Source organism: Streptomyces sp. NPDC041713 (genome assembly GCF_055591085.1).
The window spans coordinates 1-15,923 of the sequence record NZ_JBVIZY010000002.1 but is presented as its reverse complement, the minus strand read 5'-3'; the positions used below and the strand labels follow the sequence as shown (position 1 = coordinate 15,923).

The 15,923-nt window shown below is 72.4% G+C and carries 13 protein-coding genes; 8 read left to right on the top strand and 5 right to left on the bottom strand.

Annotated features, from left to right (window positions below; translation table 11 throughout):
• Positions 1–41: 41 nt before the first annotated feature.
• Positions 42–1,520, top strand: a complete 1,479-nt coding sequence (locus ACZ6CV_RS04925) for a cation:dicarboxylate symporter family transporter (RefSeq protein WP_469249641.1) — start codon at positions 42–44, stop codon at positions 1,518–1,520.
• Positions 1,521–1,749: 229 nt separating this feature from the next.
• Here the strand turns inward: ACZ6CV_RS04925 and ACZ6CV_RS04920 are convergent, their stop codons facing one another.
• A complete protein-coding gene (locus tag ACZ6CV_RS04920; protein WP_469249640.1) occupies positions 1,750–2,340 on the bottom strand; it encodes a TetR/AcrR family transcriptional regulator in 591 nt (196 codons plus the stop codon).
• A 225-nt stretch (positions 2,341–2,565) separates the two neighbouring features.
• Here ACZ6CV_RS04920 and ACZ6CV_RS04915 point away from each other — a divergent pair, with 225 nt between their 5' ends.
• Together ACZ6CV_RS04915 and ACZ6CV_RS04910 are read left to right on the top strand one after the other, a co-directional pair.
• A complete protein-coding gene (locus tag ACZ6CV_RS04915) occupies positions 2,566–4,254 on the top strand; it encodes an MFS transporter (RefSeq protein WP_469250275.1) in 1,689 nt (562 codons plus the stop codon).
• 211 nt (positions 4,255–4,465) lie between these two features.
• Complete coding sequence (locus ACZ6CV_RS04910; RefSeq protein WP_469249639.1) at positions 4,466–5,077, top strand: dihydrofolate reductase family protein; 612 nt, start codon at positions 4,466–4,468, stop codon at positions 5,075–5,077.
• Here ACZ6CV_RS04910 and ACZ6CV_RS04905 read toward each other — a convergent pair.
• Entirely contained in the window at positions 5,074–5,871 is a 798-nt protein-coding gene (locus ACZ6CV_RS04905) for an alpha/beta fold hydrolase (RefSeq protein WP_469249638.1), read from the bottom strand. The genes ACZ6CV_RS04910 and ACZ6CV_RS04905 overlap by 4 nt on opposite strands.
• A 94-nt stretch (positions 5,872–5,965) precedes the next feature.
• Here ACZ6CV_RS04905 and ACZ6CV_RS04900 point away from each other — a divergent pair, with 94 nt between their 5' ends.
• The 5 genes from ACZ6CV_RS04900 (at position 5,966) to ACZ6CV_RS04880 (ending at position 10,878) form a co-directional block, all read left to right on the top strand.
• Positions 5,966–6,934 carry a helix-turn-helix domain-containing protein gene (locus ACZ6CV_RS04900; RefSeq protein ID WP_469249637.1) on the top strand — a complete coding sequence of 323 codons (969 nt, stop codon included), beginning with the start codon at positions 5,966–5,968 and terminating at the stop codon, positions 6,932–6,934.
• A 55-nt stretch (positions 6,935–6,989) separates the two neighbouring features.
• Positions 6,990–7,616: a mycothiol-dependent nitroreductase Rv2466c family protein gene (locus tag ACZ6CV_RS04895; RefSeq protein WP_469249636.1), complete on the top strand. Its 627-nt coding sequence runs from the start codon at positions 6,990–6,992 to the stop codon at positions 7,614–7,616.
• Between the two features lie 74 nt (positions 7,617–7,690).
• Positions 7,691–8,083, top strand: coding sequence for a MerR family transcriptional regulator (locus ACZ6CV_RS04890; protein ID WP_355802638.1), 393 nt, complete (start codon positions 7,691–7,693; stop codon positions 8,081–8,083).
• 30 nt (positions 8,084–8,113) lie between these two features.
• Entirely contained in the window at positions 8,114–8,446 is a 333-nt protein-coding gene (locus ACZ6CV_RS04885; protein WP_469249635.1) for a thioredoxin family protein, read from the top strand.
• A gap of 185 nt (positions 8,447–8,631) precedes the next feature.
• Positions 8,632–10,878 carry a HelD family protein gene (locus tag ACZ6CV_RS04880; protein WP_469249634.1) on the top strand — a complete coding sequence of 749 codons (2,247 nt, stop codon included), beginning with the start codon at positions 8,632–8,634 and terminating at the stop codon, positions 10,876–10,878.
• Here the strand turns inward: ACZ6CV_RS04880 and glgB are convergent.
• The 3 genes from glgB to ACZ6CV_RS04865 all read right to left on the bottom strand — a co-directional run.
• Positions 10,853–13,435, bottom strand: coding sequence for a 1,4-alpha-glucan branching enzyme (gene glgB / locus ACZ6CV_RS04875; protein ID WP_469249633.1), 2,583 nt, complete (start codon positions 13,433–13,435; stop codon positions 10,853–10,855). The genes ACZ6CV_RS04880 and glgB overlap by 26 nt on opposite strands.
• 26 nt (positions 13,436–13,461) lie before the next feature.
• Complete coding sequence (locus ACZ6CV_RS04870; RefSeq protein ID WP_469249632.1) at positions 13,462–14,925, bottom strand: maltokinase N-terminal cap-like domain-containing protein; 1,464 nt, start codon at positions 14,923–14,925, stop codon at positions 13,462–13,464.
• A 140-nt stretch (positions 14,926–15,065) separates the two neighbouring features.
• Positions 15,066–15,923 (bottom strand): alpha-glucosidase C-terminal domain-containing protein (locus ACZ6CV_RS04865; RefSeq protein ID WP_469249631.1); only part of this gene is annotated, 858 nt, incomplete at its 5' end.

The window sequence follows — 15,923 nt, the reverse complement described above, 5'->3', positions numbered from 1 at the left end:
CAGGCACCGCAACGCCGACGTCGTCGTTCAAGGAGGGCCCCGTGACCAGCACGGCTGACCCGCACAAGGCACCCGCCGCCCGGCGGGACCGCACGCATTACCTCTACATCGCTGTCATCGGCGCCGTCCTGCTCGGCATCGCCGTCGGCTTCATCTGGCCGGACTTCGCCAAGGAGCTCAAGCCCGTCGGCTCCGGCTTCGTGAACCTGATCAAGATGATGATCTCGCCGATCATCTTCTGCACGATCGTGCTCGGCGTCGGTTCGGTGCGCAAGGCCGCCAAGGTCGGCAAGGTGGGCGGGCTCGCGCTCGGCTACTTCATGGCGATGTCGGTCGTCGCGCTCGCCATCGGCCTGGTGGTCGGCAACATCCTGCACCCCGGCTCGGGCATGGACCTCACCGAGTCCGAGAAGGGCGCGGGCCACGACGCGGCCGAGGAGGCGGACAAGGGCCTCGTCGACTTCGCGCTCGGCATCATCCCCAAGACCGTCGTCTCCGCCTTCACCACGGGCGAGGTCCTCCAGACGCTGCTCGTCGCGCTGCTCGTGGGCTTCGCGCTGCAGGCCATGGGGCGCTCCGGCGAGCCCGTGCTGCGCGGCATCGGGCACATCCAGAAGCTGGTCTTCCGCGTCCTCGGCATGATCATGTGGGCCGCCCCGATCGGCGCGTTCGGCGCGATGGCGGCCGTCATCGGCGAGACCGGCGTCGACGCGCTCAAGGCGCTCGCCACGATCATGATCGGTTTCTACGTCACCTGTGTGCTGTTCGTGGTGGTCGTGCTCGGCACGCTGGTGCGCCTGGTGACCGGGGTCAACCTCTTCAAGCTGCTCAAGTACCTGGGCCGGGAGTTCCTGCTCATCCTCTCCACCTCGTCGTCGGAGTCCGCGCTGCCGCGGCTCATCGCGAAGATGGAGCACCTGGGGGTCAGCCGCCCGGTCGTGGGCATCACCGTGCCGACCGGCTACTCGTTCAACCTCGACGGCACCATGATCTACCTGACCATGGCGTCCCTGTTCATCGCCGACGCCATGGACCAGCCGCTCGGCATCGGCGAGCAGATCTCGCTGCTGCTCTTCATGATGATCGCGTCGAAGGGCGCGGCGGGCGTGTCCGGCTCGGGCATCGCGGTCCTCGCGAGCGGCCTCCAGTCGCACAAGCCGGCGCTGGTCGACGGGGTCGGCCTGATCATCGGCGTAGACCGCTTCATGAGCGAGGCCCGCGCCCTCACCAATTTCGCGGGCAACGCCGTGGCCACGCTGCTGATCGGCACCTGGACCAAGGAGGTCGACAAGGAGCGGGTGACGGCGGTACTCGACGGCCAACTCCCCTTCGATGAGCGGACGTTGGTGGACGACGGGCACGGGGATCCTGTCGGCGCCGAGGACGACAGGGACGGCGCGCGGACCGAGGGCAGGGGTACGGACGCGAGCGCGGACACGGACAGGGGTACGGACGCGAGCGCGGACACGGAGGCCGTGCCGGAGCAGCGTGACGACGGCAAGGAGCCGGCGAAGGTCTGACCCCGCCCCCTCTTCTCTCCCACCCGCCCACGCCCCCGCCGACACCGTCGCGGGGGCGTGGGCCGTCCCCGCGCGGGGGAAGCTTCGGCGTGACGCTGTGACGGCTAGACGGTGGTGCGCGCGGAAGCGGAGGCGGGGCGGCGATGCAGGGGCGACCGGCCTCGACCTCTTCCCGCCCGAGCGCCTGTCCGCCCACAGGGATTGAGACCGCGGGCGGGACACCAGCCGCTCACGCCAGCGCCGCGATGATCCCCCGCGCCCGCTCCACCGGCACCCCCGCCGACAGGAGCGCCGTCGACGCGGCGGCGAGGCCCGCGTCCTTCGGGTCGAGCAGGCCGTCGTTGACGGCCTCCATCAGGCCGAAGAGCTGCTGCTCGTGGACGTACGAGAGGGCGGCGGGCGGCAGTGGCGAGGCGAAGGAGCCGTCCTCGTGGCCGGCGCGCAGCAGGTTCACGCACTCCTCGCGGACCGGGGCGAGACGCTGCCGGATGCCTTCCATCGTGACGCTGCGCTGCGCGAGGGCGACGAGCAGGCGGTAGCCGTCGGCGATTTCCCAGACGGCGACCATCGAGTGGGCGAGCGATTCGGCGGGGTCGTCCGACCGTGCCCGCCCCGAGGCGTGGGCCGCGGCGACCGCCTCGACGGCGCCGTCGATGAGCGCGCCGATCAGCGCCTCACGGCTGGGGAAGTGGCCGTACACCGTCCGGCGCACGACGCCCGCGGCGCGCGCGATCTGGTCCATGGACGCGTCCGGATCGCGCAGCAGCTCGGCGAGGGCCACCTCCAGGATGCGGCGGCGGTTGGCGTCGGCTCGGCTCATGCGCTCCATTGTGCACGCGGCCCGGGGAGGGGTTCCCGGGGGTTCACGGGCTTCCCGGGGTTCCCCGCGGGGTTCCTTTGGGGCGCTCTCCACCCGTTTTGCACGTGACTGTGCAATGGCGTAAGTTGCACAGTCGTGTGTAATTGCACAGTGCTGTGCAAGGTCACCGGACGGACAGAAACGTGAACGGGGAGCAGGAAGGGTGAGGCTTCGGTGGCTCTGCTGATGAAGCAACCGGTCGAGGAGATGAAGCAGCCGTACGCGCGCCGCTGGTGGGCGCTGGGCGTGCTGTGTCTGAGTCTGCTGATCATCGTCATGGCGAACACGGCGCTGACCGTGGCCGCCCCCGACATGACCAAGGACCTCGGGCTCTCCAGCTCCGACCTGCAGTGGGTCATCGACGGCTACACCGTCCCGTACGCCGCGCTGATGCTGCTGCTCGGCGCGATCGGCGACAAGTACAGCCGGCGCGGCGCGCTGGTGCTCGGACTCGTCGTGTTCGGCGCGGGAGCGGTCGCGGGCTCGCTCGTGGACAGCTCGGGCGGGGTCATCACGGCCCGCGCGGTGATGGGCTTCGGCGCGGCGATGATCATGCCGGCCACGCTGTCGCTGCTCGCGGCGACCTTCCCGCGCGCGGAGCGGGCCAAGGCCATCGTGCTGTGGACCGCCACCGCGGGCCTCGCGATCGCGGCGGGCCCGCTGGTCGCGGGCGCGCTCCTGGAGGACCACGGCTGGGCGTCGACCTTCCTGATCAACGTGCCGGTCGCCGCGCTCGCGATCGTCGGCGCCTTCGTGCTGATCCCGCCGTCCAAGGCCGGGCACCACAACCGGATCGACTACGTCGGCGGCCTGCTGTCCGTGATCTGGACCGGCGCGCTCGTCTACATGATCATCCAGGGCCCGCACTTCGGCTGGGACGCCAAGGCGATCTCGGCGGCGGTCGTCGCGGGCCTCGGCCTGCTCGCCTTCGTGGCCTGGGAGCTGCGCCACCCGCACCCGATCCTGAACGTCCGCCGCTTCCTCGACCGCCGCTTCGCCGGTTCGAACCTCGCGGTGGCGCTGTTCTTCCTCGCGGTCTTCGGCGCGTTCTACTACCTCACGCAGCACCTGCAGTTCGTCCTCGGCTACAACCCGCTGGAGACGGGCGTGCGCATGCTGCCGCTCGCCGGCGCGGTCTTCGTCGGCTCGGCGCTGACGGGCTATCTGACCCCGCGCATCGGCATGAAGATCACGGTGTCGGCGGGCATGGTCGCGGGCACGGTGGCGCTGGCGCTCCTGACGCGGGTGGACTCCGGTTCCTCGTACGGGGACTTCGTCGCCCCGCTGATCATCCTGGGCCTGGCCATCGGTCTCGCCCTGTCGCCCTGCACGGACGCCATCATGGGCGCGTTCCCGGAGTCCGAACTGGGCGTCGGCGGCGCGGTCAACGACACCTCCCTCGAACTCGGCGGCTCGCTCGGCATCGCCATCCTCGGCTCGGTGCTCGCCAGTTCGTACTCCTCGAAGCTGGCGGACGCGGCGGAGGCCTCCGGCACCAAGCTGCCGGCCGGCACGCTCGACACCGCGCAGGACTCGGTCGGCGCGGGCTACGCGGTGGCGCAGGGCATCGGCGAGAAGGCGCAGGCTGCGGCCGAGAAGGCGGCTCACGCGAGCTCGCAGCAGCAGGCGGCCCAACTCAAGGGCCAGGCCGACCAACTCGCTCAGGGTGCGGGCAAGATGGCGGACGCGGTCGGCTCCGCGTTCTCGGACGCGGTGGCGCACACGAGCCTCATCGGCGCGGCGATCCTTGGCGTCGGCACGGTGCTTGTGGCGGTGCTGCTGCCGCGCAAGGGCCGGGACGAGGCGGCGGCCGGCGACGACGCGGGCCCGTCGGGCGACCGCTCCCCGGACCGGGAGCCGCAGCTGCAGGACTGAGCCCCTGCGCTCGCCTTCACCATCGGCCGGGTCGTCCCTTGCGGGGCGGCCCGGCTTCGTCGTCCCGTCCCGGGGAGCTGCGGGCGTCCGTCCGCCCGGTGAAAAAAGGTCCCCGAAAAACGTTGACACCACTCCAGGTGAAGTACTACGTTCAGACCACTTCAACCGGAGTACAACACGCACAGCCGTCACCACCGCCCCAAGGAGCCGTATGCGAAAGCTCGTCTACTACATCGCCGTCAGCCTCGACGGATTCATCGCCGGGCCCGACGGCGCCGACCCCACGGGCCCCGACGGGTTCTGGCCGGTCGCGCAGGACTACGTGCAGCACCTCGCCGAGACGTACCCCGAGACCCTGCCCGCCCCGGCCAGGGAGGCGCTCGGCATCACCGCCGCGGGCACGCACTTCGACACGGTCCTCGAAGGGCGCAGGACGTACGAGATCGGCCTGGCCGCGGGCTTCGCGAACTGCTACCCGCACCTGCGCCACCTCGTCTTCAGCCGCACCCTCACCGAGAGCCCCGACCCCGGCGTCGAACTCGTCGCCACCGACCCCGTCGAGAAGGTGCGGGAGCTGAAGCGCGAGGACGGCAAGGACATCTGGCTGTGCGGCGGCGGCGAGCTCGCCGGAGCGCTGCGCGGCGAGATCGACCGCCTCATCATCAAGTTGGGCCCCCTCTCGCTCGGTTCGGGCACCCCTCTCTTCGCGCACAAGACCCCCTTCGACCCGGTCCTCTACCAGCGGACGGACGCCGTCCTCCTCGACAGCGGCACGGTTTTCCTCACGTACGACAAGGCCGCGGGGGACGTGAACGGGTCCTAGACCGTGAGCCGTTGGCCCCCGCCGGCCGCCGCACGCAGCAGCACGTCCGTCAGTTCGCCGGGGGTGGACAGCATCGGCCAGTGCCCCGTGGCCAGTTCGAAGAAGGTGGCGCGCGGGTCGGCCAGGTGCTGGACGAGCGGCAGGCCCGACGCCACCAGCGCTTCCAGCGCGGCGATGTCCATCGCCCCGCCGGTGGTGCAGAAGACGCCGGTCGTCGGAAGGGCCGCGACCGCCTCCGAGATACGGAGCCGCTGTGCGTACGGGCCGGCCGGCGCGGGCGAGACGAGGCGCGCGAGCCGGTCGAGCGCCTCTTCGGGAACGCCCGCGAGATTCCCGAAGGCCTGCAACTCGGCCCGGGCGGGCGCCGGGATGCGCCAGCCGTCCTCGGCCCGCTCCTGCTGGCGCAGCGTCCGGTCGCGGGCCGGGCCCTCGGGCATCTGCTCGCGGACCTGGTCGATCATGGAGAGGCCGTCCTGCGGCATGGGCGAGTCCAGGTACACGAGCCGGGCGATCCGGTCCGCGCGCCGGTCGGCGGCGCCTGTGGACGGGTAGATGCCGTAGCAGTAGCCGACGAGCACCACCTCGGGCGCGTCGATGTGGTCGATCAGCTGGGTGAGGTCCTCGATGTGGGTCTCCAGGTCGACCCCGGGCCCCGCCAGATGGCGGCGGTCACCGAGCCCGGTGAGCGTCGCCGCGTGCACCTCGGCCCCCGCCGCCCGCAGCCCGGCGGCCACGTCCCGCCAGAGCCAGCCCCCGGTGTACCCGCCCGACACCAGCACGAACGTCGTCGTCATGAGTCCTCCTCCGCTCAGCGGCGCCCCCCGCGGCCCTCGTGTGCCGCGCGCCCGCCGGTACGGTAGGAACTCCCCCTGAGGGAGGTTCAAGTCCGTGTCGCCCGACGATCCGTGCAGCACGCCCGATGACCTGTGGAGCATCGGACAACTCGCCGAACGCGCGGGTGTCACCGTCAAGACGGTCCGCTTCTACTCCGACCGCGGCCTGCTGCCCGAAGCCGCCCGCAGCGGTGGCGGCCACCGCCGCTACGGCCCCGACGCGCTCGACCGGCTCCGCCTCATCCGCTCCCTGCGCACCCTCGACCTGCCGGTGCCCGACGTGGGCCGGGTCCTCGACCAGGAGGACGACCTGGAGGACCTGATCGCGGGGCAGCTGCGGGAGGTCACCTCACGCCTCGCGGCGCTGCGCTGGCGGGAGGCGGCCCTGCGGCTCCTGGCCGACTGCACGGTGCGGGAGCGCGCCGAGCGGCTGCGCCTGATCGGGACGGTGACCTTCCCGCCCGGCACGGCCGCGATCGCCCGGTTCTGGCGGAACTGGCTGCCCGCGCGGCTGCCCTCCAAGGTGGCCAGCGGGATCATCGACCGGGCGGTGCCGGCCCTGCCCGACGACCCGACCCCGGCCCAGGTGCTCGCCTTCGCCCGGCTGCAGGAGTTCGTGACCGGCCCCTGCTTCGTCCCCGGCCCGCGCGCGGGCACCGAACACGGCGTGCCCCAAGTGCAGGTGCCCGAAGTCCACGCGCCCGGCAAGGGCTACCGTCCCGCCGTCCTCTACGCGGGCCTGCCCGAAGCCTTCGAACTGGCGACGGCGGAGCTGCGCGCGGGACGCGCCCCGCACGACGGCGAGGCCCTCGACTGCTTCGTCGCCGTCCACGCCGCCGCCCTGGGCCGCCGCGACACCGCGGACTTCCGCCGCGGCCTGCACCCCATGCTCGCCGCGGAAGCCCGCATCGACCGCTACTGGCAGCTCACCGCGGAGATCGAGACCCCGCCCCCGGGCCCACCGGAGCCGACACCCGGAGCCGCGGACAACTGGCTCAGGGCGGCCCTCGGCGCCACCGTCTGACGCGCGCCACCGGCGGTTGTGGTGCGGCAACTCCCGTGGAGCGTACGGTGGTTGCGTGAGCGACCACACCGAACCGGAACCGCAGCGCGTGGGCGTCGACTTCTGGTTCGACCCCGTGTGTCCGTACACCTGGATCACCTCGCGGTGGCTGCGCGAGGTGGAGCGGGTGCGGGACGTCGACGTGCGGTGGCGGGTGATGAGCCTCGCCGCCCTCAACGCGGACCGTGCCGTCGATCCGGAGGATCCCGAGGGGCTGTACGGGGAGTACATGAAGGCGCCGGGACGCATCTGCGCGGCCGTCCGTGAGCGGTACGGGAACGCGGCGCTCGGCCGGTACTTCGACGCGCTCGGGGAGCGGATCCACGGACGGCAGGACTGGGCGGGCACGGGGGCGGCCCTCGCCGACGCCGGGCTGCCCGCGGAGCTCGAAGCGGTGGCGATGACCACCGCGTACGACGACGCGGTACGGGCCTCGCACGAGGCGGGCGTCGCGCTCGTCGGCGAGGACGTCGGCACACCGGTGCTCGCCGTGGACGGCGTGGGCGCGCTCTTCGGGCCCGTCGTGTCCCCGGCACCGCGGGGCGAGGCGGCCGGGCGGCTGTGGGACGGGGTGGTCCTGATGGCCGGGGTGGAGAGCTTCCACGAGTTCAAGCGGGGGCCCGCCGCACCCGACTTCCGCTGAGGCGCCCGCCCGCCCGGCGGCCGTCGTCCAAAACCCCTGGCCTTGACGCCCACGTCAAGGATTACCGTCGGGGCATGCGAATCGGCGAGCTCGCGGCGCGCGCGGGGACGACCACGCGGACGCTGCGCTACTACGAGTCCCGCGGGCTGCTGCCCGCGCGGCGCACCGGCAACGGCTACCGCACGTACGACGAGGACGACGTGCGGCTCCTGGAGCAGATCAGGACTTTGCAGGACTTCGGGTTCGACCTGGAGGAGACCAGGCCCTTCGTGGAGTGTCTGCGCTCCGGCCACCCGGAGGGCGACTCCTGCCCCGCGTCGCTCGCCGTGTACCGCCGCAAGCTGGGCGAACTCGACGCGCTGATCGGCGAGTTGAGCGCCGTGCGCGAGCAGGTCGGCGCGCAGCTGGCGCGCGCCGAGGAGGCGTTCGTGAGCGGCCCCGAGCCGCGGTGCGAGCTCACGGGATGACGGAAACCGCGGCATGAGGAGAGTGGGCACGTGAAGGCAGCCGGAGTGGCCGAAGTGACGGACGCGGACTTCGCGGGGGAGGTGCTGGGCGAGGCGGGCAGGCCCGTCCTGGTGGAGTTCACGGCGGACTGGTGCGGGCCGTGCCGGCAGCTGGCGCCGGTGCTCAGCGAGCTGGCGCGCGAGGAGGCGGAGCGCCTGAAGATCGTGCACCTGGACGTGGACCGCAGTCCGCGGACCGCCATCGCCTACCAGGTGCTCTCGGCGCCGACGATGATCGTGTTCCGGGACGGGGAGCCGGTGAAGCAGATGGTCGGCGCGCGGGCCAAGCGGAAGCTGCTCGCCGAGCTGGCCGACGTGCTCTGACCGGACTCCGTTCGGACTCCAAGCGGACGCCAAACGAAGAAATGCCCCGGACGAATTGACGTCCGGGGCATTTCTCTGCGTATATTGGATTCTTTCGCGAAGCCCTGCCTATTTGCGTACTCATTCACGCATGGCGGTCCAGCGGAAAGTTTCAATAAGAGCACTGTAACTGGCGAGGGGCTGAATTGTCAACCGAGGAATTGCGGGAAGAGCAGCAATTCGTCTCCGGGCTGTACGCGCGCCTGGACGCGCTGCGCGAGGAGGCCGAGGCCGCCGTGCGGACGTCGTTGTCGCAGGTGGGCACCGGTCTTCAGGCGCGCCTTGAGCGGGATGTGCTGGTGGCGGAGCAGTCCGGCCTTCTCGCCGCCTTCGACGCGGGGGAGAACGGGCTCTGCTTCGGCAGACTCGAATTCCGGGACGGCCGCGACCACCACATCGGACGCGTCGGTATCCGCGCGTCCGACACCGAACGCACCCCGCTCGTGATCGATTGGCGGGCCGACGTGGCGCGCCCCTTCTATCTCGCGACGGGCCACACCCCGATGGGCCTGCGCAGGCGCCGGCACATCACCACCAAGGGCCGCGAGGTCACCGATCTGCACGACGAGCTCCTCGACCTGAGCGACACCACCCGTACGGGCCACGAGGGCGCCGACGCCGACGAGGTGCTGCTCGCCGCGCTCGACTCGGCCCGCACCGGCCGCATGCACGACATCGTGCAGACCATCCAGGCCGAGCAGGACCGCATCATCCGCGCCCCGCACCGCGGCGTCCTCGTCGTCGAGGGCGGCCCCGGCACCGGCAAGACCGTCGTCGCGCTGCACCGCGCCGCGTTCCTGCTCTACGCCCACCGCGAGCTGCTCGCCAAGCGCGCGGTCCTGGTCGTCGGCCCGAACCCGGCCTTTCTCGGCTACATCGGCGAGGTGCTGCCCGCGCTCGGCGAGACCGGCGTGCTGCTCTCCACCGTCGGCGAGCTGTTCCCCGGTGTGACCGCGACCGGCACCGACACCCCGCAGGCCGCCGAGGTGAAGGGCCGCGCGGAGATGGCCGACGTCCTCGCCGCCGCCGTGCGCGACCGGCAGCGGACCCCCGAGCCGGGTGAGCCTGTCGTCATCGCGCACGACGACGGCGACCTGATCCTCGACTGGACCGTCGCCGACCAGGCGCGCGAGGCGGCCCGCGCCGCCGACGTGCCGCACAACCTCGGCCGCCCGCACTTCGCGTTCCGGATCATCGACGCGCTGACCGAGCAGCTCGCCGAGCGCATCGGCCACGACCCGTACGGCGGCCCGAACTTCCTGGGCCCCGACGACATCGCCCAGCTCGGCAAGGCCATCGCGGCCAGCGCCGAGGTGCACGCCGCCATCGACGAGCTGTGGCCGGTGCTGACCCCGCAGCGCTTCCTCGCCGAGTACCTGGAGGAGCCGACCGGCCTGGACGAGCGGGACGCGGCGGCGATCCGCAGGCCGTACGACGCGCCCTGGACCGCCGCCGACGTGCCGCTGCTCGACGAGGCCGCCGAGCTGCTCGGCCACGACGACAGCGCCGAGCGGGCCGCCGCCGAGGCCGACCGGGCCCGGCAGATCGCCTACGCGCAGGGGGTGCTCGACGTCTCGCGGGCCTCCCGCACGTACGAGTTCGAGGACAAGGACGAGGACGACGCCGAGGTCCTGCTCGCGCACAACATCATCGACGCGGAGCGGATGGCCGAGCGCCAGGAGGAGACCGACCACCGCAGCGCCGCCGAGCGCGCCGCCGCCGACCGCACCTGGGCGTTCGGCCACATCATCGTCGACGAGGCGCAGGAGCTCTCCGCGATGGCGTGGCGGCTGCTGATGCGGCGCTGCCCGACCCGCTCCATGACGCTGGTCGGCGACCCGGCGCAGACCGCGGAGGCGGGCGGCTGCGGCTCGTGGGAGAGCATCCTCGCGCCGTACGTCGAGGACCGCTGGGAGTACACCCGGCTCGGCGTCAACTACCGCACACCCGTGGAGATCATGGACGTCGCCGCCGAGGTGCCGCGCCGGGAGCACCCCGGCTTCCGGCCGCCGAGCTCGGTGCGGTCCACCGGAGTGCGGCCCTGGGCGCGCCGGGCCGACGACCTCGCCGGGGCCGTCGCCGCCGCGGTGGCCGACGAGGCACCCGACGAGGGCCGCCTCGCCGTGATCGCGCCGCGCGAGCTCCACGCGGAGCTCGCCGCTCAGCTGCCCGGAGTGAGCGCCGGGCAGGCCCCCGACCTGACGCGGCCGGTCGTTCTGATCGACCCGCGTCAGGCGAAGGGCCTGGAGTTCGACACGGTCCTGGTCGTCGAGCCCGCCCGGTACGGCACGAGCGACCTGTACGTGGCGCTCACCCGCGCCACCCAGCGCCTCGGCATTCTGTACGCGGATGAGCTGCCCGTCGCGCTCAAGCGGGCCGAAGCCACACCGTAGCCAGCGGCGGCAGGGTCAGCCGCAGTGACGCGGGGCGGCCGTGGGACGCCACCGGCTCCGGTTTGACCGGGTCGGGGTTGGTGACGTCACCGCCGCCGAAGCGGGCCTCGTCGGTGTTCAACACCTCCTGCCAGGCGCCGAACTCGTCCGGCACGCCGAGCCGGTAGCCGTGCCGGACGACCGGTGAGAAGTGCGAGACGGCGAGCAACGGGGTGCCGTCGGAGTCCTCGGCCGGGTGGCGCAGGAAGGCGAAGACGTTGTCCTCGGCGGCGTCGCCCTCGACCCAGGCGAAACCGCCGGGGTCGGTGTCGCGCTGCCACAGGGCGCCCTCGCGCCGGTAGACGGTGTTGAGTTCGCGCACGAGGTCGCGCACGCCCCGGTGGTCGACCTCCGCGCCGTACGCCGGGTCGAGGAGCCACCAGTCAGGGCCGTGGGTCTCCGACCACTCGGCGCCCTGGGCGAACTCCTGCCCCATGAACAGGAGTTGCTTGCCGGGGTGGGCCCACATGAAGCCGAGGTAGGCGCGCTGGGTGGCCCGCTGCTGCCACCAGTCGCCGGGCATCTTGGAGACCAACGACCGCTTGCCGTGCACGACTTCGTCGTGCGAGATGGGCAGGACGTAGTTCTCGCTGTAGGCGTACACCATCGAGAAGGTCATCTCGTTGTGGTGGTGCTTGCGGTGCACCGGCTCCTTGGCGGCGTAGCCGAGCGAGTCGTGCATCCAGCCCATGTTCCACTTCAGGCCGAAGCCGAGGCCGCCGCGGGCCGGGCTCTCGGGGGTGCCGGGGCCCTCGTGGTGGGTGGCCCGGGTCACGCCGTCCCAGGCCGTGGACTCCTCGGCGATGGTGACGACGCCGGGGCAGCGGCGGTAGACGGTGGCGTTCATCTCCTGGAGGAAGGCGACGGCGTCGAGGTTCTCGCGGCCGCCGTGCGCGTTCGGGGTCCACTCGCCCTCCTCGCGGGAGTAGTCGAGGTAGAGCATTGAGGCCACGGCGTCGACGCGCAGGCCGTCGATGTGGAACTCCTCGCACCAGTACGTGGCGTTGGCGACCAGGAAGTTGCGGACCTCCTTGCGGCCGTAGTCGAATTCGAGGGTGCCCCAGTCGGGGTGCGCGGAGCGGGCCGGGTCCTCGTGCTCGTACAGGGGGCGGCCGTCGAACTCGGCGAGCGCCCAGTCGTCGCGCGGGAAGTGCGCGGGTACCCAGTCCATCAGGACGCCGATCCCGGCCCGGTGCAGCGCGTCGACGAGGAACTTGAAGTCGTCCGGGGTGCCGAGGCGCGCGGTCGGCGCGTAGAAGCCGGTGACCTGGTAGCCCCAGGAGCCGCCGAAGGGGTGCTCGGCGACGGGCATCAGCTCGACGTGGGTGAAGCCGAGGTCGGACACGTACGCGGGGAGCTGTTCCGCCAGCTGACGGTACGTCAACCCCGGCCGCCATGATGCCAGATGGACCTCGTACACCGAGAACGGCGCCTCGTGGGCCGGCCGGTCCGCGCGGTGCGCGAGCCACTCCTCGTCGTGCCACTCGTGGTGCGACTCGTGCACGATCGAGGAGTTGGCGGGCGGGGTCTCGGTGCGGCGCGCGAGCGGGTCGGCGCGCAGCGTCGTCGAGCCGTCGGGCCGGGTGATCGCGAACTTGTAGAGCTCGCCCTCGCCGACGGACGGCACGAACAGCTCCCAGACGCCGCTGCCGCCGAGCGAGCGCATCGGGAAGCCGGTGCCGTCCCAGTAGTTGAAGCCGCCGACGACCCGCACGCCCCGGGCGTTGGGCGCCCACACCGTGAACCGGGTGCCGGTCGCGCCCTGGTGGATCATCGGCCGGGCCCCGAGCGCGTCCCACAACTGCTCGTGCCGCCCCTCACCGATCAGGTGCAGGTCCAACTCGCCGAGCGAGGGCAGGAAGGAGTACGTGTCCTGGATCTCCAGCTCCGTCTCCTCGTACGTGATGCGGAGCCGGTAGTCCTCGGGCACCGACCGCAGCGGCACGACGGCGGAGAAGAAGCCGTCGCCGTCGTCGCGCAGCTCGACGCGCAGGTCGTCGGCGACCACGGTGACCACCCTGGCGTACGGGCGCAGCGCCCGGAAGGCCGTGCCGCCCGGCACGGGGTGGGCGCCGAGGACGCCGTGCGGGTCGTGGTGGGTGCCGCTCAGGAGCCGGGCCCGGTCCTCCTCGGGTACGGGGGATTCGGTGACGGGTCGGGAGGGGGTCCGGGTCGCGGGGATGGCACCCGAGGCCGGTGGAGGTCCGGCCTGTGGTCCGACCACCGCGCCGCCGCGCCCGGCCGGCGCCTTCGCCACCGTCTTCGCAGCCGCCTTCTTGCCGGTCCCGGCACGCTTGGCGGCGCTCTTCGCACCCTGCGCGCCCGCCGAAGTCTTGGCGGTCTTCGCCGCCTTGGCTGCCTTGGCCGTCTTCGCCGTCTGGGCGGTCTTCGCCTTCTTCGCCGTGCTCGTGGTGGCCTTCGCCGTCTTCGCGCTCCGGCGGGGCTTCGGGGTCTTCTCGGCCTGCTCGGTCTTCTCGACGGCGGGCTCGTCGGTCGGTTTGCGGGGGCGCGGGGTCACGGGGGAGGCCTCCTGCAGAGGGATGGTCAGCGGGCTTCGTCGGCGGAGCCGTCCTGGGCGAGGCGGCGGACCGCGGCCAGGGGGACCGGCAGCCAGTCGGGGCGGTGCCGGGCCTCGTAGAGGACTTCGTAGACCGCCTTGTCGGTCTCGTGGGCGCGCAGCAGTACGGGGTCCGTGCGCGGGTCGCGGCCGGCGACCTCCGCGTACCCGGCGCAGTACGCGGCCCGGCAGGCGTCGGCCCACTCGGGTTCCCACGTGCCGTGCGAGGCCGCGTAGTCGAAGGAGCGCAGCATGCCCGCGACGTCGCGGACCGGCGGCTGCGGCAGCCGCCGCTCGGCGAGCGGTCTGGCCGGTTCGCCCTCGAAGTCGATGAGCGACCACGCGCCGTCCGGCGAGCGCAGGCACTGCCCCAGGTGCAGGTCGCCGTGGACGCGCTGGGCCGTCCACGACTGGCCCTCGCCGCCGAGGTCCGCAAGCGCCTCGAAGGCCGTGAGCAGCCCCGGCGCGTAGGGCCGCAGGGCGGGCACCGCACGGGCCGCGGCGGTGAGGCGCTCCGCCATGGCGTCGGCGGCCCGCCCGACCTGGGCCCGGCCGAGCGTGACGGTCGGCAGCGCGGCCGCGAGGGACGCGTGCACCTCGGCGGTGGCGCGGCCGAGCGCCCGTGCCTCGCCGGTGAAGGACTCGCCCTTGGCGCGCATCCGCAGGGCGAGCTCCCAGCCGTCCTCGGCCCCGGCCAGGAACGGCTGGAGCACCCCGAGGCCGCAGGCGTCGTCGTCCGCCGCGCCCGCGCCGTCCGCCGGGCGGTTCGTCCCGTTCGCGAGGTCCGCGAGGAACCAGGCGGCGGGTGCGGGCACCCGGGCGCAGCCTTCGCGGGCGAGCTGCAGCGGCAGCTCTATGTCGGGGTTGACGCCGGGCACGACGCGGCGGAACAGCTTGAGGATGAACGTATCTCCATAGACGAGCGACGTGTTGGACTGCTCGGCGCCGAGCAGCCGCGGGGTGAGACCGGAGGGGATCTCGACCCTCATGTCGCGCTCGAAGCGGAGCACGCCGTGCCGGCCGGGTATCCGCAGCCGTTCGAGGAGCAGTTCGGCCAGGTGCGGGTCGTGCAGGCCCTCGTACACGGTGCTGTCTGCGAGCGGGCCCTCGGTGACGTGGCCGATCAGCGCGGAGGCCAGGTGCGGCGGCAGCGAGCGGCGCACGCCGAGCAGCAACTGGTAGCAGTCGGCGGGCCGTTCGGGCGGGGCGCCGTCGAGGGCGGGGCCCTGCCCTGGGACGGCGGGCTGGCGGACCCGCAGGAGCAGGTGGAGCAGGCCCGCCGGTGAGCTGCGCGGCAGGAGTTCGGTGGCCGTCACCGCTTCCAGGCCGCTGATGGGGCGGCCCTTTCCGGCGAACCACCGCTGCCGGGGCAGCCACTCGCGCAGCAGCGGGTCGAGCGAGGCGAGCAGCGCCGAGGCGTGCGCACCGGGGCGAAGGGCGGCTTCCGACATGGCGTCGCGTCCTTTCCGCGTCGCGGACAAGGCAGGAGTGCGGGAGTGCCGTGGTGCGTGGAGGGGTGTGCCGGTGGTGCGTAGGAGTGCCCAGGGCGGGGCGGGTGGAAACCGCCCCGCGGGGGTCGCGCTGCCGGAGCCTACGCCGGTTCCTTGCGCAGCCGGAACCAGTAGAACCCGTGCCCCGCCAGTGTCAGGAGGTACGGCAGCTCACCGATGGCCGGAAAGCGCACCCCGCCGATCAGCTCCACGGGGTGGCGTCCTTCGAAGGTCTGGAGGTCGAGTTCGGTGGGCTGGGCGAAGCGGGAGAAGTTGTGGACGCACAGGACGAGGTCGTCCTTGTATTCGCGCAGGAAGGCGATGACGGCGGGGTTGGTGGAGGGGAGTTCGGTGTAGGAGCCCAGGCCGAAGGCGGGGTTCTGTTTGCGGATCTCGATCATGCGCCGGGTCCAGTGCAGCAGGCTGGAGGGGCTGCTCATGGCGGCTTCGACGTTGGTGACCTGGTAGCCGTAGACGGGGTCCATGATCGCGGGCAGGGAGAGGCGGCCCGGGTCGCAGGAGGAGAAGCCGGCGTTGCGGTCGGGGGTCCACTGCATGGGGGTGCGTACCGCGTCGCGGTCGCCGAGCCAGATGTTGTCGCCCATGCCGATCTCGTCGCCGTAGTAGAGGATCGGGGATCCGGGCAGCGACAGGAGCAGGGCGGTGAAGAGTTCGATCTGGTTGCGGTCGTTGTCCAGGAGGGGGGCCAGGCGGCGGCGGATGCCGATGTTGGCGCGCATGCGGGGGTCTTTGGCGTATTCCGCATACATGTAGTCGCGTTCTTCGTCGGTGACCATCTCCAGGGTGAGTTCGTCGTGGTTGCGCAGGAAGATGCCCCACTGGCAGCCCGAGGGGATGGCGGGAGTCTTGGCGAGGATCTCGGAGACGGGGTAGCGCGACTCGCGGCGTACGGCCATGAAGATGCGGGGCATGACGGGGAAGTGGAAGGCCATGTGGCA

Bases quoted from the DNA above. Each gene is read 5' to 3' on its own strand.
- ACZ6CV_RS04920 (WP_469249640.1), bottom strand. From the start codon at position 2,340: ATGAGCCGAGCCGACGCCAACCGCCGCCGCATCCTGGAGGTGGCCCTC.
- ACZ6CV_RS04905 (WP_469249638.1), bottom strand. From the start codon at position 5,871: ATGACGACGACGTTCGTGCTGGTGTCGGGCGGGTACACCGGGGGCTGG.
- ACZ6CV_RS04915 (WP_469250275.1), top strand. From the start codon at position 2,566: ATGAAGCAACCGGTCGAGGAGATGAAGCAGCCGTACGCGCGCCGCTGG.
- ACZ6CV_RS04870 (WP_469249632.1), bottom strand. From the start codon at position 14,925: ATGTCGGAAGCCGCCCTTCGCCCCGGTGCGCACGCCTCGGCGCTGCTC.
- ACZ6CV_RS04910 (WP_469249639.1), top strand. From the start codon at position 4,466: ATGCGAAAGCTCGTCTACTACATCGCCGTCAGCCTCGACGGATTCATC.
- ACZ6CV_RS04890 (WP_355802638.1), top strand. From the start codon at position 7,691: ATGCGAATCGGCGAGCTCGCGGCGCGCGCGGGGACGACCACGCGGACG.